This is a genomic window from Bacillus sp. PSXD-155, assembly GCF_049310765.1.
Classification (GTDB): Bacteria; Bacillota; Bacilli; order Bacillales; family Bacillaceae_G; genus Bacillus_A; species Bacillus_A cereus.
Map to the genome: position 1 here is coordinate 230,774 of NZ_JBMOWC010000008.1, position 17,043 is coordinate 247,816.

Here is a 17,043-nt window from a genome sequence, read left to right on the forward strand (position 1 = left end):
ATAGAGGAGATTTTACACGTCATATAACTGTAGTTAGAATTGTCGCATTTTATCGAAAATAAAGTTATAATGGTGGTAGAGAAATTTAGGGGGTCTGAACATGTTTCAAGTACAAAAAGAATTAGCAGGTCACGAAGCAGTAATTGTCGCTTTATTTGAAGAAGAGAAAATGAGTAGTTTTGTACAAGAACTGGACAAAGCGTTTGAAGGACAATTACAAGTTTTACTAGAAGAGAAAGAATTATCTACGAAGAAAAAGGCCATTTCGAAAGTACATAGCTTAGGAAAAACAAATGTGAAACGGTATTACTTTGTTGGTTTAGGCAAGAAAGAGTCTTATACGACAGAAACGTTACGTGTGGCTCTTGGAAAAACGTTTAAAACACTACAAGCAGCAAAAGTACAAGATGCAGCAATCTTACTTGATTCTTTCGTAACAGAGAAATTAGACGCGATTGATGTCGCTCATATTGCAGCAGAGGTACAAGGCCTTGGTACATATGAATTAAAAACGTATAAATCAGATAAAAAGGATCGTGTAGAGTTAGAGAAGTTCACGGCTATTACAGCGGAAGATGCACAAGAAATTGAAGCCGCATTAACAGTTGGCTACGTACATGGACGTGCAACAAATTCAGCTCGTACACTTGTAAATATGCCGCCAAACGTATTAACAGCGACAAAGCTTGCTGAGTATGCTGTTGAGTTAGCGGAGAAGTATGATATGGACTATAAAGTTCTTGAAAAAGAAGAGATGGAAGATCTTGGTATGGGTGCGTTACTTGCAGTAAACCAAGGTAGTACAGAGCCACCCAAAATGATTGCTCTTATTTATAAAGGAAAAGAAGAGTGGACAGATGTCATTGGATTCGTTGGAAAAGGTATTACATACGATACAGGTGGTTATTCTTTAAAACCACGTGAAGGCATGGTTGGTATGAAAGGTGATATGGGCGGTGCAGCTGCTGTATTAGGTGCGATGGAAATTATCGGAGAACTGCGCCCAGAACAAAATGTGATCGCTGTTATTCCTTCAACTGATAACGTTGTAAGTGGTACGGCATTTAAGCCAGACGATGTAATCACATCTATGAGTGGAAAAACAATTGAAGTATTAAATACGGATGCAGAAGGTCGTCTAGCTTTAGCTGATGGTATTACGTATGCGAAAAAACTTGGCGCAAACTACCTTGTTGATGTTGCAACATTAACAGGCGGTGTAATTGTTGCACTTGGAAACCATACGACAGGCGCAATGACAAATAATGAAGAGTTGTTTGAGCAAGTACTAGAGGCCTCTATGGAAACAGATGAACCAATTTGGCAACTACCGATTTTTGATCGTGATAAAGAACGTGTGAGAAACAGTAAGTTTGCTGATTTAAATAACTCACCAGGCCGTGAAGGACATGCGGTTATGGCAGGTACATTCCTAGGCGAATTCGCTGAAGATACACCGTGGGTACACTTAGATATCGCTGGAACATCAGAAACAAAAGGCGCGCACGACTTAGGTCCAGCTGGAGCAACTGGTGCAATGGTACGTACACTTGCAACACTTGTGGAGCGTTTTGGAGAAGAATAATTTTTTGAAGAAAAGGCTGTCTCAAATTTTTGAGGCAGCCTTTTTTATTGGTATTTAATAGTTGATTTTCAATGTTATACTTATGTGAAATAATCTTTCCTGTATTAGAAGTAAATAACAATTGAATAGGGAGGGAAAGAAGAGAGTGACAAAAATAGAAGCACTCTTATTATTATGAGGGAAGGAACTTTATCTCAACAAAATATAGTTGTATTGTTTTTTAAACAGTTACGCCCGAAACAGTGGACTAAAAACTTGCTTGTATTTGCAGCGTTAGTCTTTTCAATAAAACAAGTATCTTTAACTATGGTGGCACAAGCTGCAATTTGTTTTGCGCTATTTTGTGCAATATCTGGCTGTGTCTATATTTTAAATGATTTTATGGATATTGAGGCAGATCGACAACACCCTGTTAAGCGATATCGACCGATGGCATCGGGGGCATTAAATCCGTACTTTGCTATTACGGCAGGTTGTGTTATTTTAGTAGCGTCTTTAGTAGTTTCATATATATTAAATCCGTTGTTGTGCTTAGTATTAGCAGTCTATTTTATTTTAAATGTAGCGTATTCAATTCGTTTAAAACACGTTGTAATCATTGATATTTTAATTATTGCAGCTGGATTTGTTTTACGAGCATTGGCCGGTGGATTAGTTATTCAAGTGCCATTTACACCGTGGTTTTTATTATGTACATTATTACTGTCACTATTCTTGGCTATTAATAAAAGAAGACATGAATTAGTATTGTTACAGAATAATAAAGGTTCTCATAGAAAAGTATTAGAAAGTTATTCTCCTGCTTTGTTAGACCAATTAAGTACAATTGTTACATCGGCAACTATTGTAACTTATGCTATCTTTACTTTTAATGCAGGGAAAAGTATCTATTTAATGTGGACAATCCCATTTGTAATTTACGGGATTTTTCGTTATTTATATTTAGTTCACATGGAAGATAAAGGTGGAGAACCAGATAAAGTTTTATTAGAGGATCAGCATATTTTAATAACAGTGTTGTTATATGCGATAACAGTTATTATTATACTATTGAACTTTTAATTACTCTATTCGGGTTTGTTAAAACGTTTAAGAGGAGTGTCTTAAACGTTTTTTATTTGGAATAAAACATTTTTTGAATATAAACAGTTAAGGAGTATAGAGATGCAACAATTTTTAATGATTATTTTATCAGTTGGTATGGGAGTTGTAGGGCAAATTTTATTAAAATTTGGTGCAATGAAATCACAAAGTTCAGCGGCTGTAGGTATTATGAATTTCATTAACGTACCGAACTTTTTCGGACTAGCTTTTTACGGTTTAAGTGCATTATTATGGATGATTGTGCTGAGAAAGGTTGATTTAAGTTATGCATACCCAATGGTGAGTTTCGGATATGTATTTGTTATTATTGCGTCAGCATTATTATTTGGTGAAACAATCAATTTCATGAAAATTGCTGGAATGGTATGTATAGTAGCTGGCATCTTATTTATTGCAAAATCATAGGAGGTAAAGCAATGGGAACATATTTATATTGTATACTTCCATTTATAGCTTGGGTAGCTTCGGGAGTATTGAAATTTTTAGTGAATTATCTTCGTTCTGGAAAAGATGCTTTTCGTTTAGTTGGAAATGGTGGATTTCCTAGTACGCATACAACGATTTTATCAAGTATGGTCATGACAATAGGGTTTCATGAAGGGTTTAATACACCGATGTTTGGAATCGGGATGGCAATTTTAACAATTGTTATCATTGATGCCACAGGACTTCGCCGTACAGTTGGTAAACATGCAAGAATGTTGAATAAACATATAAGTTCGGAAGAAGAAAAATTAAGAGAGCGTCAAGGACATCATTGGCATGAGATTTTTGGTGGACTTGTGTTAGGAACAGTTATTGGGTACGTGGCACATCTAATTATGTTATTTCTACCGTAGAGAGGAGAAGAAGTATTGAATATTTGGAATGGTTATAAAGGAAAGGGGATATTAGCCCTTGTCCTTTTCATTTTTTATTGGTCATTTTATTTTTTTATCGGTTGGAAAATGGATACTCACTCTAAGCTTCTTAATGAAGCGTGGGTGGTTGATACCTATTTTTCTTTTGATCAAGGGTATTATATCATCTCCTTTTTTCTTGAAAAAGTAGATATAGCAGCGGCGACCTGGTTCCGACATCCATTCCTTTATTATTTTATTCAACAATTCATGTGGATGCTGGAGACAGTAAAAGTAGGGAATATTGTACATGGTATTATATTCATTCAAACGTTTTTAAGTGCGCTCAGTGTAGTGATGATTTATACATTATGCTGTAAAATTTGTAAGAATACGATTGTTTCTTTTTTACTAGCGGTCATGTATGGATTTTCAGCTACTATGTTAGTTATTACGTGGACACCAGAATCTTTTAGCTATGCAAATTTCACATTGGTACTTATGTGCTTTGTATGCTATCCATTTATTACAGGGGAAAAAGAAGCGAAAATAGGATTTAGTATTGCGAATGTATTGTTGGCAATAGGAATAACAGGGGTTACATTAACCAATTCGTTTATGTGGTTTTTAGGTAGTGTGATGAGTTATAAGAAACTACGGAAAAAAATTATTTGGACTGGTATTTCGATTGTTATTGTCGTGGTCCTGTTTGTATTAGTAATGAACGCAAATAATGTAGTTCTTATCGAAGGATTAAAGGGTAGTATGGACTTTGCTGCGCAAGGACAGAATTTTTCACCAGAATACGTTAAGCCATCAGGTATATTAGTATTTCATCTATTATTAGGATCTTCATTCATCTTTGGACCATTCTCGGAAGTTACTTTAAGACAAGGTGAGCAATTCGCACAATTAAATATGCTTCCATCGCATACTATGATCGGGTGGATTGTGATTGTATCTGTGTATGCTTTTATAATAGTAGCTGTATGGAAAAACTTTAGAACAGAGCCTTTCGTAAGGTTTTTAAGTTTCTGTTTACTATTTAATATTGTTTTACATGGAATTGTTGGTTTTGGGGCATCTGAAGCATTTATTTATGGCGCACATATGCTGTTTACAATACCGTTATTATTGGCATATGGTTTTAAAGTGATGAGACGTGTAAAAGTAGTTGCTTTATGTTTAATATTAATATTAATAATTATAAATAACTTTGAAAGTATGCTATATTTTTATCATTTTGCAGTCTCCAATTATTCTTTATAATAAAATAGATTTTTAATAAAAGGGTACTTTAGATAGGATTTCTAAAGTACCCTTTTTTACTATTTCTTAAAAATAGATAAAAAATAATAGCTGGAAGTGAAGCATTTTAGAAAAAATATAGTTGCTATGAAAGAGGTCTAAACATGTTTTGAGTACAACAAGAGTAGCAAACCATGAAGAGATAATTATTGTACTTAGACATCCCTGTGAGCGCATAATTTAAGGTCAGCTCGAGCAATGGTGTAGGTAATTCGTATACTTTTCGAGCATTTTGTAGAAGAATAATTTTTTGAAGAAAAAGCTGTCTCAAATTTTGGAGACAGCCTTTTTTATTGATGTGGTAGGTGTATTTGTTGGTAATTCGATATAACTTCATTTACTACCGCGCTGTTCAAAAAAGTGCTAAAAAGTGTTTATAAAGAAATCGTATACAAAATCCCATTTAAAGCAAAAGAAGTACGGCCCGTTTCTTCAGAGACAACTAATATAAGTGCATCACTCTTTTCTGATAAGCCTATTGCAGCTCTGTGACGTGTTCCTAGCTCAGGATCAACTTCTGTACTTTTCGTTAAAGGAAGAATATTAGCAGCTGAGACTATATGATTATTTTTTACGAGAACGGCACCGTCATGAAGAGGGTTACCTGGGTAAAATATTGATTCGAGTAATGGCGCAGTTAAATGAGCGTTTAATGTCGTTCCAGTTTGAATGAAAGCTTCAAGCGTCTCATTTCGTTCCACAACGATAAGAGCACCATGTTTTCTAGCGCTTAAATGTTGGATAGCTGTCGTAATAAAAGATGAACTTTCCGTATAAGGTGATAAATATGCCTGAATATAGTATGTAGCTGCCAATGTTTGTACATTTGCTAACATATGATGAATATCTTCCATTTTGCATAAAATACATTCGTCTTCTTTATCGATTGCGTTTCTCATAATCGATAGTTCTTTTTCAGCAATTTCAATCATTTGCTTTGTTTGTATTTTGAGCTCTTCTGACAAGCCCCATTCGTGCATAATCCTCATTCCCTTTAGTGGAGTATTTAACCATAGTGTATACAAATATTCCTAGTAAAATCCTGCTAGATTTTATAAAATATTGAGATACAGCATGTTTTTTTCATATAATAAAGGTATGACGAGCGAGAGGAGAGAGAAGAATGAATTGGAAACAAGAATTTAGTCGCTGGCTTTCTTACGCACAATTAGATGCAGAATTAAAAGAACAGCTAGAAAATATGAAGCAAGATGAGAAGAAAATCGAGGATAGCTTTTATAAAAATCTAGAGTTTGGCACAGGTGGTATGCGTGGTGAACTTGGTGCTGGTACGAACCGTTTAAACGTATATACAGTTCGTAAAGCAACAAAAGGATTAGCAAGCTTTATTGAAAAATTAGGTGAGGAAGCGAAAAAACGCGGTGTTGTTGTAGCCTATGATTCTCGTCATAAATCACCTGAGTTCGCAATGGAAGTTGCTGCTACACTTGGGGCACGCGGTATTACAACATATGTGTTTGAAAGCTTACGTCCAACGCCAGTACTTTCTTTCGCAGTTCGTCATTTATATACAGTAAGTGGAATCGTTCTTACGGCAAGCCATAATCCACCTGAATATAACGGATACAAAGTATACGGTGAAGATGGTGGACAGTTACCTCCAAAAGAAGCAGATGAGTTAATTAGCTACGTAAATGCAGTAGAAGATGAATTAACAGTTGAAGTCGCTGATGTAGAGCAATTAAAAGCTGACGGTTTATTACATATTATTGGACAAGAAGTAGATGATGCATATGCTGCAGAATTGAACAATGTCATCATTAATAAAGAAATGGTGCAAAAGGTCGGCAAAGACTTAAAAATCGTCTTTACACCATTACACGGAACATCAAATATTTCTGTACGCCGTGGTTTAAAAGAAGTTGGATTTACAGATGTAACAGTTGTAAAAGAGCAAGAGTTACCAGATCCCAACTTCTCTACAGTAAAATCACCGAACCCAGAAGAGCACGCAGCGTTTGAGTATGCCATTCGTGATGGTGAAAAGGTAGGCGCAGATGTATTAATCGCAACTGATCCTGACGCAGATCGTCTAGGTGTAGCAGTGCGTAATCATAATGGTGAGTTCCAAGTATTAACAGGAAACCAAACAGGTGCATTAATGCTTGATTACTTACTATCTCAAAAGAAAGAAAACGGAACGCTTCCGGAGAACGGTGTCGTATTAAAAACAATCGTAACGTCTGAGATTGGTCGTACAATTGCGAAAGCATACGGTTTAGATACAGTTGATACGTTAACTGGATTTAAATTTATCGGTGAGAAAATTAGGCAGTATGAAGAAAGCGGACAATATGAATTCCAATTCGGTTATGAGGAAAGCTATGGTTATTTAATCCGCCCATTCTGCCGTGATAAAGATGCAGTACAATCTGTCCTATTTGCATGTGAAGTAGCTGCATACTACAAATCACAAGGGAAAACGTTATATGACGGTCTATTAGAAGTATTTGAGAAGTACGGTTTCTTCCGTGAAGACCTTGTATCGTTAACGTTAAAAGGAAAAGATGGAGCTGAAAAAATCCAAGAGATGATGGCAACGTTCCGTGAGAATCCTCCGAAAGAAGTAGCGGGCTTAACAGTCGTAGCAGTGGAAGACTATAAAGCAAGCATCGTTACATCTTTACAAGATGGACATAAAGAAGAGATTCACTTACCGAAATCAAATGTGTTAAAATATCAATTAGAGGATGGTTCATGGTTCTGCCTACGTCCATCTGGAACTGAGCCGAAGATTAAGTTTTACTTTGGTGTAAAAGATAGTTCTTTACAAAATAGTGAACAAAAGTTACTTACTATTAAAGAAGACATTATGAATCGTTTATAATACAAAGTAATTTTAAGTAGTAAGGAACAAAAGGGAGCGAAATCTCCCTTTTGTTTTATGTAGGAAATAATTGCTATTGATTCCGACAGGAGAGAGGGTATTTTGTGATGAAAAAAGTAAGAAAAGCGATAATCCCAGCAGCTGGATTAGGAACACGTTTTTTACCAGCAACGAAAGCAATGCCGAAAGAAATGTTACCAATAGTAGATAAACCAACGATCCAATACATTGTAGAAGAAGCAGTGAAATCGGGTATCGAAGATATTATTATCGTTACTGGTAAAACAAAGCGTTCTATTGAAGATCATTTTGATAATGCATTTGAACTAGAACAAAACTTATTAGAGAAGAAAAAATATGAGTTGCTTGAAAAAGTACAAGCCTCTTCAAAAATGGTAGATATTCATTATATCCGTCAAAAAGAGCCGAAGGGACTAGGACATGCTGTTTGGTGTGCGCGTAAATTCATTGGTGATGAGCCGTTTGCAGTGTTACTAGGTGATGATATTGTCCAAGCTGAGAAACCGTGTTTACGTCAATTAATGGATGAGTATGAAAAAACACTTTCTTCTGTTATTGGTGTACAAACTGTTCCAGAGTCGGAAACACATCGCTATGGAATTATCGATCCATTAGAACAAGAAGGTCGTCGTTACCAAGTTCGCAATTTCGTTGAGAAACCAGCACAAGGTACAGCTCCTTCAAACTTAGCAATTATGGGCCGTTACATTTTAACGCCTGAAATCTTTATGTTCTTAGAACAGCAACATGTCGGTGCTGGTGGTGAAATTCAATTAACAGATGCAATCCAAAGCTTAAATGAAATCCAACGTGTATTTGCTTACGATTTCGAAGGAAAGCGCTACGACGTAGGTGAAAAGCTAGGATTCGTTCAAACGACAATTGAAATGGCCCTGCAACACCCAGAATTACGTGATGACATGGTTGTAATGATGAAGAAAATTTTAGAAGAACAAGTGAATCAAGAGTCTTAATTTATAGGTAAAGTCCCTTTTGGATGTACAGTAGAGATATGTAATTTACTGTGCAATCTAAAGGGGACTTTTTATGAAAAAAAGACACTCTAGAGAGAGTGTCTTTAATTAGAACTTAAGTTTTTATCGGTCGGCTTCAATTCATTAGCTTTTGATTTAATTTCATTAGAAATAGCGATATTAATATTTCCGGCAGATTTTTTGTATTCTTGAATTAATGTATTAACATTTTGATTAAATGTAATTAAACTACCGCTTGGAGATTGAGATTGTTCATTAAGTGCAGTCACAATACCATACATTTTTTTATATTCTTCATAGGTTTCTTTGTACTTACTTGGCTGTTCTTTTGCAGCCTCAGAGACCAACCTTAAATCTCTTCCCATGCCGTTATAAAATACATCTACAGCTACAACCATATGATCAATTTCTTTTTTCTTAGATCTAAGAGCAGTATTGAAATCACTTCGGTTATTTATTGCGTTTGACCATGTAGTTGAATACTCGGACAATACATATGATGCAGAGTATTCGAAAGTTTCTATGGTGTTATAAAAAGATGCTGCAGCCTTTAAGTAATCAGCTTCTTTTTTCTTTTGAACTTGAATAGCCTGATATTCTTCCTCTATATTCGTTACTTTTGATATAGTGAAGAGGAAAATAAGGATTGATATAACTGATGTAAGAAATAGTATTATAGATGTTATAAAAACTTTTTTTGCTGCTACTTTTCGTATTTTCTTAATTAATCCGATGATAATAAAGATTACAGCCGCGCATAAACTAATTATAGTAAGAAATAGCAAGAAGAATGCTATACCGTTTCCAAGCATATAGTTCATTCCTAACTCGCCGTTTCCATATAATGTATAACTTCTGTATATACATAGCATGAAAAGTAAAGATAGTACGCCTACACCTATTTTAATAAGTGTGTTTTTTGATAGTTTCACTGACTTTCCTCCAGAACATTGTTTTAATTAAATGTACAAAATATAAGATTTTCTGGACTATCATAACAAAATTTATTTTTAATATGTGTCGTATATTGTCGAAAATAAAAAATGAGTTATTTCAGTATACTGAAATAACTCATTTTTTTTATTATGAAATCGTCGAATGAGAATGCTGATAAGCAGAACGACGCACAGCATAGTATATGCGAGGGGCGATAATAGCACCGATAATTGTAAATGCAATATCTTTTACTGCAAACCACATCATAATCATCCAAGCAGCTTTATAGCTCATATTACCGCCCATAAAGAGATTGACTGCCCCGTACATGTAAGTAGTACCGATTATATAAGTTAAAATAATTCCTGTGAAAGAGGCAATCGCAAATGTAATGAATGTTGGTCTTTCTTTTTGTTCTACTAATTTTCCTGATACGTAAGCAACGATAATAAATGCGATAATAAAACCACCAGTAGGATCTAAAAGTGCTCCAAATCCAGCTTTGAAGTTAGCGAAAATTGGTGCGCCGGCTAAGCCAACGAGCATATATACAGTCATGGATAAGGCACCAAGTCTACTTCCAAGAAGAAGACCTGCTAAAATTGCGAAAAATGGTTGCATAGATAATGGGATGCCTGCTACTTGTAAGAAAGGTGCCCAAGATACAATATTTGCACCGATGGCCATAAGAGCAACGAACATGGCAGCTAATGCTAAATCTAAAACATGTAATCTTCTCATAATGTTAACCTCCTGTTGTTTTTAGGTTAACATTATCGTAGCTAAAATATTTACTTGTTGTCAATCAAAATATTTTGATAAGAAGGCTTTAAATAGTCTCTTAACAACGTATATGGAATACGAAATTGCGGAATTCCACTTGAATACGGAGCAATCTCATATAAAGGGAAATAAATGACGAGATTGTCTGGCTCTAAAAAGAAGTGAAACTTTTTCATACTCATTACCTTTTCAGTTGCATCAGGAAAATAAATACTTTCATTTTGTTTAATTTGTCTTACAATCTCTGCACGGATTACATCTTTATATTTATCTTTTTGTTGAAATAAATCGTCTAAGTGCAGTAGCTTTTTTTCTTTTAAATCAAATGTATTTGCCTTCCACGTATAAAGACCGTGTGCTCCGCCAGTATATTGATAGTAATTCACATATAGGCTAAGAAAAGGTGGTTTGTTTAAAGAGACTTTATAATCAACATTTGCTACGTACGGATGAAATGGTGTACTAGATCCTTCTGTCTCTTTATAGTATTTTTTTGCTTCTTTTTCTAATTTGTTTTTAAATTTGTCAGTGGATTTTTTGTAGTATAAATTGAGCTTATTTTGAAATGTAGAGTCAGAAAAGTTGTGAAAAGAAGGCCTATTTATTTGATATTCTATATAAGGTTTCTTACCTTTTTGCGTTACAGTCTTAACATCGATTGTCAGGTTAGATGCTTTGGCTGTTATTGCACAATTTGGTACAATAGTCAGCAAGGAGAACATAAGCAGTAATATACAAAATTTCTGTTTCATTTAGGTGAAGCCTCCTTATATAAGTGTTATAAGTAGTTTGAAAATAAATAGGTAAAATTATACATTTAATTAAAGCAAGAGAAGGAGGAAGCGATATGGCAAAAACTTTAATGGATTCACTTGGAATTGAGTTGTTAGAGATGACAGAAGATAAGGTGGTTGCTACGATGCCTGTTGATGAGCGTACGCATCAGCCATTTGGATTTTTACATGGCGGTGCATCGGTTGCATTAGCAGAAACAGTGGCAAGTGTTGGTTCATACAATTTAATTGATCAAGAAAAATGTATTTGTTTCGGATTAGAAATTAATGCAAACCACATTCGCTCAAAGAAAGATGGAATTGTAACAGCGATCGGAACACCGATACATAGAGGACAATCGACAATGGTTTGGGATGTTCGTATTATTGATGAAAATGATGATTTACTATGTATATCAAGATGTACAGTAGCAATTAAAGAAAAACGTGAAAAGTAAAAAAGAGGCGCTCTTATGAGCAGCCTCTTTTTCTTATAATTAGAACTGGATTTTCTTCTCTAAGAAACCTTTTAGTTCGCTAATTGGCATACGAACTTGTTCCATTGTATCACGGTCACGTACTGTAACAGCTTTGTCTTCAACTGAGTCGAAGTCGTATGTGATACAGAATGGTGTACCGATTTCGTCTTGACGACGGTAACGTTTACCGATAGAACCAGTTTCATCAAAGTCTACCATGAAGTCTTTAGCTAATTCTGCGAATACTTCAGTAGCACCTTCAGATAGCTTTTTAGATAATGGTAAGATAGCTGCTTTGTATGGTGCTAAAGCAGGGTGGAAACGAAGAACTGTACGAGAATCGTTTTCTAATTGCTCTTCTTCATATGCATCACATAAGAATGCTAATGTTACACGGTCTGCGCCTAAAGATGGCTCGATGCAGTATGGTACGTAACGCTCATTCGTTTGTGGATCGATATAGTTAAAGTCTTCGTTTGAGTGTTCCATGTGACGTTTTAAGTCGAAGTCTGTACGAGATGCAACGCCCCAAAGTTCGCCCCAACCGAATGGGAATTTGAATTCAATGTCAGTTGTTGCATTACTATAGTGAGATAACTCTTCTTCACCGTGGTCACGAAGACGCATGCTCTCTTCAGTCATACCAAGTGAAAGTAACCAGTTTTTACAAGTTTCACGCCAGAATGCGAACCACTCTAAATCTTCACCAGGCTTACAGAAGAATTCAAGTTCCATTTGTTCGAATTCACGTGTACGGAATGTGAAGTTACCAGGCGTGATTTCGTTACGGAAACTCTTACCGATTTGGCCAATACCAAATGGAAGCTTTTTACGCATAGAGCGTTGAACGTTTTTGAAGTTTACGAAAATACCTTGTGCTGTTTCAGGACGAAGGAAGATTTCGTTTGTGCTAGACTCTGTAACACCTTGGAATGTTTTGAACATTAAGTTGAACTGACGGATTTCAGTGAATTCTTCACTACCGCAATCAGGACATTTTACTTCATGTTCTTTCATTAAGTCAGCCATTTGGTCGAAAGTAAGACCATCAACAACCATTTCGATGCCTTTTGCATCTAAAGCATCCTCAATTAATTTGTCAGCACGGTGACGAGCTTTACATTTTTTACAGTCGATCATTGGATCGTTGAAGTTACCAACGTGACCAGAAGCGATCCAAGTTTTAGGGTTCATTAAAATAGCTGCGTCTAAACCAACGTTGTATGGAGATTCTTGAATGAATTTTTTCCACCAAGCTTTTTTAACGTTATTTTTTAATTCGATTCCAAGTGGACCGTAATCCCAAGTGTTTGCAAGACCACCGTAAATTTCAGAACCAGGGAAAACAAAACCGCGATGTTTCGCTAAGTTTACAACTTGTTCCATTGAATACATAAGAAAATCCTCCTTTTGAAAGTTAACGTATTGGCGATGACATACTCTGATACTTTGGAAACGAGCAGTATAGCTAAAAAGAACATAAAAAAACGCTCATCCCAAGGCTTATTTGCCTAGGGACGAGCGTTTGCCCGCGGTTCCACCCTAGTTGATACACAAAAGGTGCATCCACTTTATCATGTATTGCTCGGGACTGCCGTTTCCTTGCGGCTTCAGGCTTTCACTATCCCTGAATCGCTTTTTATGCAAGTACTTATAAGTCCGTCATCGCTACTTATATTAGTAATAATGAACATATTCTAACACGTTCTTTTTTAAATCTCAATAGAGGAACGCGTCTATCTATGATAGAGTCTCGCCTATTTTTTCATTATTTATTCCGTAATTTTCTTTAATATGCTTAATTGCTTCACGCTTACTTAATGGAGCGAGCTCGTTGTTTTGCACGTATTCCCAAACTACATCCGGATTTGTTTTTGCATATTCACGAAGGACCCAGCCAATCGCTTTTTGAATGAAAAATTCTTTTGAAGAATGTAGTTGTCCAATAATCCAGAAAAGAAGTTCTTCATCCATCTTTTGTTTATATTTCAGTTGGAATAAAATAGCGGCGCGTTGTAACCATATGTTATCTGATGCAATCCATTTTGGAATATAAGCAGAAATCAATTCTGGGTGTTTTAAAAAGATAGTACCTAAGAATGTAGGGACGATGCTATCGACAGAGTCCCACCAAGATTTTGTGACAATAAGTTTTTCTAAGAAGGGGATATGAGTTTCGTTTATATGCTTTTTATATTTTTGCATAATATCAAGTGCGGCCGCTTGGAATTCACGTTCTGGTAAGTCCCAAAGCTCACGTACGATAATTTGGAAGTCTTTTTTATCTGGGAGAGTATGTATTTGAATGACGTCTTTTAATAATTGGCGTCTTTCCGGTGTTTGAATACCTAGAAATGGGAAGTGATTTTTCATATAACGAGCCATAGGTTCTGCTTTTTCAGGATTTTTATGAGCTGTGAAATGCTCTTGTAATGCTTTTACAAATGGATGCATAAGTGTTTCTCCTCTCTTATTCTCTTTCTTCTCTTATTATACAAAGAGTTTGGATAAATTTTAAAACATAACTTGCAATGTAATGAAATATGTTGAAAGTAGAGAGGAGAGGATAAGATGGAGGATCAAGGCGTACTAGCAGGTTTCTTTGCTCTTAGTTTTGCGTTTATTCTTGTTATATTGATTTGGGCAATTATTTCATATTTGTTAACGGCTTTTGCACTTTATTCGATGGCGAAAAATGATGGTGCAACGGACGGGGTGCTTGCGTTTATTCCGTTTTTGAATAGTAAGACGTGGGGTGACTTAGCGAAAGATAAATTACCAGATTTTTTGAAAGAAGAAGCAGGGTGGAAAGTATTCGGTATATATGTTGCATGTTTCATTTTTAATTTCGTACCAATTATAAGTTTACTAGCAACAGCTGTATCGATTGTATTGTCTATTTATCTTATCTACGCTATTTTAGACAGATATGGAACGAACTCTATATTATTTACGATTATTCATGTAATCACATTTTCGGTGTTCTTACCGATTCATTTATTTATTATTCGAAATGAACCGGTGAGATATAAAGAGTAGATTTTTCGTTTTGTTGATAAGTCGATATATTTTAGATATAAGTAAAAAAGCGCCCTGATTATCAGAGCGCTCTTTTTACTACATAAGGTAGCGTAAATAAATATAAATGTGAGAAATGATTAATGAAACGATCATAATTGGGAAACCGACTTTTAGGAATTCCATGTAACTAAATTTATGTCCTTCGCGGCTCGCAATACCTGCAACGATTACGTTAGCAGAAGCTCCGATTAATGTTCCGTTTCCACCGAGACAAGCACCTAGTGCTAATGCCCACCATAATACATCGATTTGTGCGTCAGATGGTGATAAGCCTAGCCCGACTGCCATATCGTTAATAAGTGGAATCATTGTTGCAACGAATGGGATGTTATCAATTGTTGCAGAGGCGATACCAGATACCCATAAAATAAGGATGGATGCGTAAGAAATATCTCCGCCTGTTATACCAATTACTTTTTGAGCTAACATTTTAATAAGACCGATATCGATAAGTCCTCCAACAAGTACGAATAGCCCTGCGAAGAAGAAGATTGTTACCCACTCTACGCTTGCAAATACTTCTTCAATTTCATGCTCTTTCACACCAATTAACATAAGTACAGTAGCACCAGTTAAGGCAATGATAGCCGCATCAATATGGAAAATAGAATGAGTCATGAAACCTACAATCGTAAGTCCAAGCACCGTTAAAGATTTTTTCATTAATACTGGATCTTTAATGTATTGTTTTTCATCTAAGCTCATTAATTTTTTAACCTGTACAGGATCGGCAATTAATTGTTTACGGTACATGAAGTAAAGTATTGTTGCTGTAACTCCAATAATAATAATTACGATTGGTGCTAGATTCAATAGGAAAGCATTGAAGTCTAAATGCTTATTGGCAGAACCAATCATAATGTTAGGTGGATCACCAATTAATGTTGCCGTTCCCCCAATGTTTGAAAAAATAATTTCAGAAAGTAAATATGGAACAGGATTTACTTGCAGTATGCGCGTAATAGATAAAGTAACTGGAACAACAAGAAGTACAGTTGTAACGTTATCTAAAAATGCGGAGCCAAGCGCGGTAAGTAGGGAAAGGGAAATTAAAATTTTAATTGGATTTCCTTGTGCCCCTTTTGCTGCTTTAATGGCAACGTATTGGAAAACACCTGATTTACTCGTAATGTTCACCAAAATCATCATACCGATGAGTAGCGTAATCGTTCCCCATTCAATATGTTTCGTAAAGGCGTTATGTAAATCGACGACCCCCACAATTACCATGAATGCTGCACCAAGAAGTGCGATGACAGCGCGATTAATTTTTTCAGAAATAATAATGGCATATGTAATTAAAAAGACTGCGATAGCAAAATAATACTGCCAGTTAGCGAGTTCTTGCGTTGTTTCGTGCAAAAATCTCATCTCCTTTCATTCATTTTTCTTAGTGTGTCAAATATTAACTAGATGAAACACACATAACGTCATTATAAAGTAGAAAAACTGCGGATGTAAATGAAAGGAGGGATTTTGTCATATTTTCTGCATAGGTCATTTTTTCTTATTTTTTAAAATATTTGTGGGCATTTGACATATATATAAGATACATCCAATCTGAATATTTAAAATGGAATTAGCATTCGAGCTTGTTCGTGTAGGAGTGTCAAATAGAAAGGAATGATAAAAATGATAAGGAAGGGATCGTATGGATGAACAACGATTTTTATTTTTAGACTTTGAGTTTACGATGCCCCAGCATAGAAAGAAACCGAAAGGATTTTTTCCGGAAATTATTGAGGTAGGACTCGTTTCAGTTGCTGGCCGTAAGGTGGAAGATACGTATTCATCACATGTCAGGCCGAAAACATTTCCCTCTTTAACGGATCGATGTAAGAAGTTTTTAGGAATAAAACAAGAAGTCGTGGATAAAGGGATTTCATTTCCTGAACTCGTTAAGAAGCTTGCGGAATACGAAACGAAATGTAAACCGACAATTGTAACGTGGGGAAATATGGATATGAAAGTGCTGAAGCATAATTGTGAAATGGCAGGGATAGCTTTTCCATTCTTCGGACAGTGTCGTGATTTATCGCTTGAGTATAAGAAGTTTTTTGGAGAAAGAAATCAAACAGGATTATGGAAAGCAATTGAGGCGTACGGAAAAGTAGGGACAGGGAAGCATCATTGTGCGCTTGATGATGCGATGACGACGTACAATATTTTTAAACTAGTAGAAAAAGATAAAGAGTATTTAGTAAAACCAGCACCTCCAACATTAGGAGAACTCGTTGATTTTTCAAAAGTGTTAAAGAAAGTGAGCACACAGTAACGACCAAATTGCACAT

17 protein-coding genes are annotated in these 17,043 nt (G+C 35.6%); 10 read left to right on the top strand and 7 right to left on the bottom strand.

Annotated features, from left to right (window positions below; genetic code table 11):
- The first annotated feature begins 100 nt into the window (after window positions 1-100).
- The 5 genes from pepA (at window position 101) to ACO6VI_RS12360 (ending at window position 4,797) form a co-directional block, all read left to right on the top strand.
- The gene (pepA, locus tag ACO6VI_RS12340) at window positions 101-1,585 is read left to right on the top strand and encodes a cytosol aminopeptidase (RefSeq protein WP_063548925.1); all 1,485 of its coding nucleotides are present in this window, start codon (window positions 101-103) and stop codon (window positions 1,583-1,585) included.
- A 174-nt stretch (window positions 1,586-1,759) separates the two neighbouring features.
- The gene (locus ACO6VI_RS12345) at window positions 1,760-2,647 is read left to right on the top strand and encodes a decaprenyl-phosphate phosphoribosyltransferase (RefSeq protein WP_001206693.1); all 888 of its coding nucleotides are present in this window, start codon (window positions 1,760-1,762) and stop codon (window positions 2,645-2,647) included.
- A gap of 102 nt (window positions 2,648-2,749) precedes the next feature.
- Complete coding sequence (locus tag ACO6VI_RS12350; protein WP_001183889.1) at window positions 2,750-3,094, top strand: EamA family transporter; 345 nt, start codon at window positions 2,750-2,752, stop codon at window positions 3,092-3,094.
- Window positions 3,095-3,105: 11 nt separating this feature from the next.
- Complete coding sequence (locus ACO6VI_RS12355; protein WP_000537660.1) at window positions 3,106-3,528, top strand: divergent PAP2 family protein; 423 nt, start codon at window positions 3,106-3,108, stop codon at window positions 3,526-3,528.
- A 15-nt stretch (window positions 3,529-3,543) separates the two neighbouring features.
- The gene (locus ACO6VI_RS12360; RefSeq protein WP_001028674.1) at window positions 3,544-4,797 is read left to right on the top strand and encodes a DUF6080 domain-containing protein; all 1,254 of its coding nucleotides are present in this window, start codon (window positions 3,544-3,546) and stop codon (window positions 4,795-4,797) included.
- A 413-nt stretch (window positions 4,798-5,210) separates the two neighbouring features.
- Here ACO6VI_RS12360 and cdaS read toward each other — a convergent pair whose 3' ends face one another.
- Window positions 5,211-5,816 (bottom strand): sporulation-specific diadenylate cyclase CdaS, encoded by a 606-nt coding sequence (gene cdaS, locus ACO6VI_RS12365; protein ID WP_000545250.1) that lies wholly within the window; start codon window positions 5,814-5,816, stop codon window positions 5,211-5,213.
- Window positions 5,817-5,959: 143 nt separating this feature from the next.
- Between cdaS and ACO6VI_RS12370 the strand changes: the two genes are divergently transcribed.
- Both ACO6VI_RS12370 and galU read left to right on the top strand, forming a co-directional pair.
- A complete protein-coding gene (locus ACO6VI_RS12370) occupies window positions 5,960-7,684 on the top strand; it encodes a phospho-sugar mutase (RefSeq protein WP_001104228.1) in 1,725 nt (574 codons plus the stop codon).
- Between the two features lie 107 nt (window positions 7,685-7,791).
- Window positions 7,792-8,679 carry a UTP--glucose-1-phosphate uridylyltransferase GalU gene (gene galU, locus ACO6VI_RS12375; protein WP_000757822.1) on the top strand — a complete coding sequence of 296 codons (888 nt, stop codon included), beginning with the start codon at window positions 7,792-7,794 and terminating at the stop codon, window positions 8,677-8,679.
- 104 nt (window positions 8,680-8,783) lie between these two features.
- Here galU and ACO6VI_RS12380 read toward each other — a convergent pair whose 3' ends face one another.
- From ACO6VI_RS12380 to ACO6VI_RS12390, 3 genes are all read right to left on the bottom strand, one after another.
- The gene (locus ACO6VI_RS12380) at window positions 8,784-9,632 is read right to left on the bottom strand and encodes a hypothetical protein (RefSeq protein ID WP_048538404.1); all 849 of its coding nucleotides are present in this window, start codon (window positions 9,630-9,632) and stop codon (window positions 8,784-8,786) included.
- Window positions 9,633-9,783: 151 nt separating this feature from the next.
- Window positions 9,784-10,377: a biotin transporter BioY gene (locus tag ACO6VI_RS12385; protein WP_001253379.1), complete on the bottom strand. Its 594-nt coding sequence runs from the start codon at window positions 10,375-10,377 to the stop codon at window positions 9,784-9,786.
- 50 nt (window positions 10,378-10,427) lie between these two features.
- Window positions 10,428-11,171, bottom strand: a complete 744-nt coding sequence (locus tag ACO6VI_RS12390; RefSeq protein WP_000810334.1) for a DUF3298 and DUF4163 domain-containing protein — start codon at window positions 11,169-11,171, stop codon at window positions 10,428-10,430.
- Between the two features lie 95 nt (window positions 11,172-11,266).
- Here ACO6VI_RS12390 and ACO6VI_RS12395 point away from each other — a divergent pair, with 95 nt between their 5' ends.
- A complete protein-coding gene (locus ACO6VI_RS12395; protein WP_001140612.1) occupies window positions 11,267-11,650 on the top strand; it encodes a hotdog fold thioesterase in 384 nt (127 codons plus the stop codon).
- A 39-nt stretch (window positions 11,651-11,689) separates the two neighbouring features.
- Here ACO6VI_RS12395 and ACO6VI_RS12400 read toward each other — a convergent pair whose 3' ends face one another.
- Complete coding sequence (locus ACO6VI_RS12400; RefSeq protein ID WP_000287154.1) at window positions 11,690-13,066, bottom strand: glycine--tRNA ligase; 1,377 nt, start codon at window positions 13,064-13,066, stop codon at window positions 11,690-11,692.
- A 345-nt stretch (window positions 13,067-13,411) separates the two neighbouring features.
- On the bottom strand, window positions 13,412-14,125 hold the full coding sequence (locus ACO6VI_RS12405; RefSeq protein WP_000553300.1) for a DNA alkylation repair protein: 714 nt from the start codon (window positions 14,123-14,125) through the stop codon (window positions 13,412-13,414).
- A 117-nt stretch (window positions 14,126-14,242) separates the two neighbouring features.
- On the opposite strand from ACO6VI_RS12405, the gene ACO6VI_RS12410 reads away from it, so the two are divergent.
- Window positions 14,243-14,710 (top strand): hypothetical protein, encoded by a 468-nt coding sequence (locus ACO6VI_RS12410; protein ID WP_000390061.1) that lies wholly within the window; start codon window positions 14,243-14,245, stop codon window positions 14,708-14,710.
- A gap of 78 nt (window positions 14,711-14,788) precedes the next feature.
- On the opposite strand, the gene ACO6VI_RS12415 is transcribed toward ACO6VI_RS12410, so the two are convergent.
- Window positions 14,789-16,114 carry an ArsB/NhaD family transporter gene (locus ACO6VI_RS12415; protein ID WP_000545210.1) on the bottom strand — a complete coding sequence of 442 codons (1,326 nt, stop codon included), beginning with the start codon at window positions 16,112-16,114 and terminating at the stop codon, window positions 14,789-14,791.
- Window positions 16,115-16,403: 289 nt separating this feature from the next.
- On the opposite strand from ACO6VI_RS12415, the gene kapD reads away from it, so the two are divergent.
- Entirely contained in the window at window positions 16,404-17,027 is a 624-nt protein-coding gene (kapD, locus tag ACO6VI_RS12420) for a 3'-5' exonuclease KapD (protein ID WP_000344360.1), read from the top strand.
- The last annotated feature ends 16 nt before the right edge of the window (window positions 17,028-17,043 follow it).